General features: G+C 67.7%; 4 protein-coding genes. 3 read left to right on the top strand and 1 reads right to left on the bottom strand.

What is annotated here, in order from left to right:
- Together ACT4N8_RS07650 and metH are read left to right on the top strand one after the other, a co-directional pair.
- On the top strand, positions 1–539 hold a 539-nt coding region (locus ACT4N8_RS07650), incomplete at its 5' end, for a homocysteine S-methyltransferase family protein (protein ID WP_444857542.1).
- A gap of 5 nt (positions 540–544) precedes the next feature.
- Positions 545–3,163, top strand: a complete 2,619-nt coding sequence (gene metH / locus ACT4N8_RS07645; protein ID WP_444857541.1) for a methionine synthase — start codon at positions 545–547, stop codon at positions 3,161–3,163.
- Between the two features lie 194 nt (positions 3,164–3,357).
- Here metH and ACT4N8_RS07640 read toward each other — a convergent pair whose 3' ends face one another.
- Positions 3,358–3,936, bottom strand: a complete 579-nt coding sequence (locus ACT4N8_RS07640; RefSeq protein ID WP_444857540.1) for an aspartyl/asparaginyl beta-hydroxylase domain-containing protein — start codon at positions 3,934–3,936, stop codon at positions 3,358–3,360.
- A gap of 79 nt (positions 3,937–4,015) precedes the next feature.
- On the opposite strand from ACT4N8_RS07640, the gene ACT4N8_RS07635 reads away from it, so the two are divergent.
- Positions 4,016–4,364, top strand: a 349-nt coding sequence (locus ACT4N8_RS07635) for a protein-disulfide reductase DsbD domain-containing protein (RefSeq protein ID WP_444857539.1), incomplete at its 3' end; no start/stop codon positions are given.

Below are 4,364 nucleotides of genomic sequence, written 5' to 3'. Positions count from 1 at the left end.
TCGTCGAAGGCGGGATCGATTTCGTCCTGATCGAGACCGTGTTCGACACGCTCAACGCCAAGGCCGCGATTCACGCCGCGCGCCGCGTCGATCCGGAGCTGCCGATCATGCTCTCGATGACGATCACAGATCTTTCCGGGCGCAACCTCTCCGGCCATTCGATCGAAGCCTTCTGGGCCTCGGTGCGGCACGCGCGGCCGCTGACCATCGGGCTCAACTGCTCGTTCGGCGCGGCGCAGCTTCGGCCCCATATCGCCGCGCTCAACGGCCTCGCCGACACTTTGGTCATGGCCTATCCCAATGCCGGCCTGCCCAACGATCTCGGCGCCTATGACGAATGCCCGGAAACCACCGCGCGGCAGGTGCGGGACTGGGCCGAGCAGGGCATCGTCAACATCGTCGGCGGCTGCTGCGGGACCACCCCGGCGCACATCAAGGCGATCGCCGACACCGTGCGCGGCTACACGCCCCGTGCCATTCCGGCCGTCGAGCGCCTCACCCGCCTCGCCGGCATCGAGCCGATGATTCTCGCCGCCTGACGCAGATGACCACGCCCGCCAGCAGCGCCTTCGTCAATGTCGGCGAACGGACCAACGTCACCGGCTCCGCCCGCTTCAAGAAGCTGGTCATGGCCGGCGACTATGCCGCCGCGGTCGAGGTCGCGCGCCAGCAGGTCGAGAACGGCGCCCAGGTGATCGACGTCAACATGGACGAGGGCCTGCTCGACGCCGAGCTCGCCATGACCACCTTCCTGAAATTGATCGCCGCCGAGCCCGACATCGCCCGCGTCCCGATCATGATCGACAGCTCCAAATGGACGGTGATCGAGGCGGTGCTGAAATGCGTCTCGGGCAAGCCGATCGTCAATTCGATCAGCATGAAGGAGGGCGAGGAGGAGTTCCTGCGCCTCGCCGCCAAGGTCCGCGATTACGGCGCGGCAGTCGTCGTCATGGCCTTCGACGAGAGCGGCCAGGCGGACACGAAGGAGCGCAAGGTCGAGATTTGCGAGCGCGCCTACAAGCTCCTCGTCGCGAACGGCTTTCCGCCCGAGGACATCATCTTCGACGCCAACATCTTCGCGGTCGCGACCGGGATCGACGAGCATCGCCGCTACGGCCTCGACTTCATCGAGGCGTGCAAGGAGATCAAAGAACGCTGCCCGCACGTCCACCTCTCCGGCGGCCTCTCGAACCTCAGCTTCTCGTTCCGCGGCAACGAGCCGGTGCGCCGCGCGATGCACTCGGTCTTCCTCTATCACGCCATTCCCGCCGGGCTCGACATGGCGATCGTCAATGCCGGCCAGCTCGACGTCTACGACACGATCGACCCCGAGCTGCGCGAGGCCTGCGAGGACGTCATCCTCGACCGAAGCGACGAGGCGACCGAGCGGCTGGTCACGCTCGCCGAAAAATATCTCGGCTCGGACCCGGTCCGCGAGAAAGCCGAGGCCGAATGGCGCGGCTGGCCGGTCGAGAAAAGGCTCGAGCATGCCTTGGTCAAGGGCATCGACGCCTTCGTCGTCGAGGACACCGAGGAGTGTCGGCAAAAGGCGCCGCGTCCAATCGAGGTGATCGAAGGGCCGCTGATGGACGGGATGAACGTCGTCGGCGACCTGTTCGGCTCGGGCAAGATGTTCCTGCCGCAGGTGGTGAAATCGGCGCGCGTGATGAAGAAGGCGGTGGCGCACCTCATCCCGTTCATCGAGGCGGAGAAGGAGGCGAGCGGCGTCTCCACCGCCAAGGGCCGGATCGTGATGGCGACCGTGAAGGGCGACGTCCACGATATCGGCAAGAACATCGTCGGCGTCGTCCTCCAGTGCAACGGCTACGAGGTGATCGACCTGGGCGTGATGGTGCCCTGGCAGGATATCCTCAAGACCGCGAACGACAACCAGGCCGACATGATCGGCCTCTCCGGCCTGATCACGCCGTCGCTCGACGAGATGGTGACGGTCGCCGAGGAGATGACTCGCGCCGGCTTCAAGGTGCCGCTTCTGATCGGCGGCGCGACGACGAGCAAGGTCCACACCGCGATCCGCATCGATCCCGCTTATGACGGGCCGGTGATCCACGTCCTCGACGCCAGCCGCGCGGTCGGCGTCGCCTCCAGTCTCGTCTCGGACACGCAGAAGGTGCCGCTGGTCGAGAAGACCGCCGCCGAATATGCGCAGGTCCGCGAAACGCGGGCGAACAAGGGTCAGAACGAGCTCGCCACGCTCGAAGAGGCGCGCGCCAACGCCTTCGCCTACGATCCCGCGGGCAAGGCGCCGGCTCCCGCGCGCCCCGGCGTACAGAGCTTCAATGACTGGCCGCTGCGCGAGTTGCGCGACGGCATCGACTGGACCCCCTTCTTCCGCGCCTGGGAGCTGGCCGGAACCTATCCCGCCATCCTTGAGGACGAGGTGGTCGGCGAGAGCGCGCGCAACCTCTTCGCCGACGCGCAGGCCATGCTCGACCGGATCGTCGCCGAGCATTGGCTGGTGCCGCGCGCGACTGTCGGCCTCTGGCGCTGCCGCCGGGATTTGGAGATTGGGGGGGGCGACGACATCCTGGTCCTCGTCGGAAACGACGAGACCCGCCTTCCCATGCTGCGCCAGCAGATCAAAAAGCGTGAGGGCCGGCCGAATATGTCCCTCGCTGACTTCATCGATCCCGCGGGCGAGGACTGGCTCGGCGGCTTCGCGGTCGCGATCCACGGCATCGACCAGCACCTGGAGCGGTTCAAGGCCGAGAATGACGATTATTCGGACATCCTCCTGAAGGCGCTGGCCGACCGCCTCGCCGAGAGCTTCGCCGAGACGCTCCACGCCCATGTCCGCAATTCGATCTGGGGCTACGCGCCCGACGAGCATTTCACCAATCAGGATTTGATCCGCGAAACCTATGCCGGCATCCGCCCCGCACCCGGCTATCCGGCCTGCCCGGACCACAGCCTAAAGCCGGTCCTCTTCCAGATGCTGGGCGGCGAGCCCGCGGGCGTCACCCTCACCGACAATTTCGCGATGTGGCCGGCGTCCGCCGTCTCGGGCTTCTATTTCGGCCACCGCGACAGCGATTATTTCGGCGTCGCCCGCATCGGGCGCGACCAGCTCGAGGATTACGCCGCCCGACGCGGCGTCAGTGTCGAGCAAGCCGAGCGCTGGCTGCGTCCGAACCTCGACTAAGCTTTCGGCACGGGACCGTCCCGAACCGGGTCAGCCGGAAATTAACCCCGTTCTTCCATCGACTTGGCCGCTTCGGCGGGTCATCTCGCTGGCATGCGCGCGCTCATCATCGCGGTCCTGCTCTCCTGCATCGCCGTCGCGGCTCCGCTGCCGGCGAGCTGGCTTCCCGCGCCTTCCGCTCCCCTTGCCAGCCGCTAGGCGGCGGCGCGCAGCATCCCGCCCAGCCAGTCGTCGACCACCGCATCGATCACCAGATGCACGCGGTCGCCGGCGCCGTCATTGCTGACCGCGTGCGGCTCGGTGAGCCGGAGATACCAGGTGGACCCCGGCGTCATCTCGATCCGTGTGCCGGCGAGCAGGAAGGTCACGTCCAGGTTGGTGGTGAGCGGCACGTGCAGCCGGGCGCGGCCCTCGCCCGCATCGAGCTCGGGATCGACATGCTCCCGGATCCGCGCGCCGGCGCCGAGCCGCATCAGGCGTGCCGACTTCAAGGGACATCGGAAGCGTCCGAGCGCGGCACGGATGGCGGGCGCCCGGTCGAGCAACTGCGTGTCGGCGAATTCGTGCTCGAAGAGCAGGACGCCGATCATCCGCGTCGGATGCGTCTCGCCCACCGCCGCGCGCAGCGGCAGCGCCGCCCAGGCGCCCTCATAATTGTCGCGCACGAAATGCCGCGTCCAGTCCTGCTCGCCGAAGGCGGCGAGATCGGCCGCGAGCGCCCCGGCATCGAAATCGAGCGGGAGCCGGATGCGGTCGGGAAGGGCGGAGGTCATGCCCGAATGCTAGACGGGGTCGCCGAGGCTGGGAAGCATCCCCCTCCCGGCACGCGACGCTTGCGGCTATAGCGCGCCGGTGACTCGGCTCGGGGGCTTCCTGCTTTTCGTTCTGGCGCTGCTCGGCGGCGCCACGGGGGCGCATGCTCAGCCGCTGCGGATGAGCGTCGCGCTGGTGCCGGAGACTCAGGCGGTGCTTCCGGGCTCGACGGTCACGCTCGCCTTCCACATGCGTCCGGCGCCGGGCTGGCACGGCTATTGGCGCAATCCCGGCGACGCGGGCGCCGAGCCGCGCGTGACCTGGCGCCTGCCGCAGGGCTGGCAGGCCGGGCCGCTCCACTATCCGGTGCCGGACCGGCTGCTCGTCATGGGGCTGATGAACTATGTCTACGAGCGCGATTACGCGCTGCTCGTGACCTTGCGCGTGC

It is taken from the genome of Sphingosinicella sp. (assembly GCF_052387495.1).
Lineage (GTDB): Bacteria > Pseudomonadota > Alphaproteobacteria > Sphingomonadales > Sphingomonadaceae > Allosphingosinicella.
This window is presented reverse-complemented; position numbering and strand designations above follow the sequence as displayed.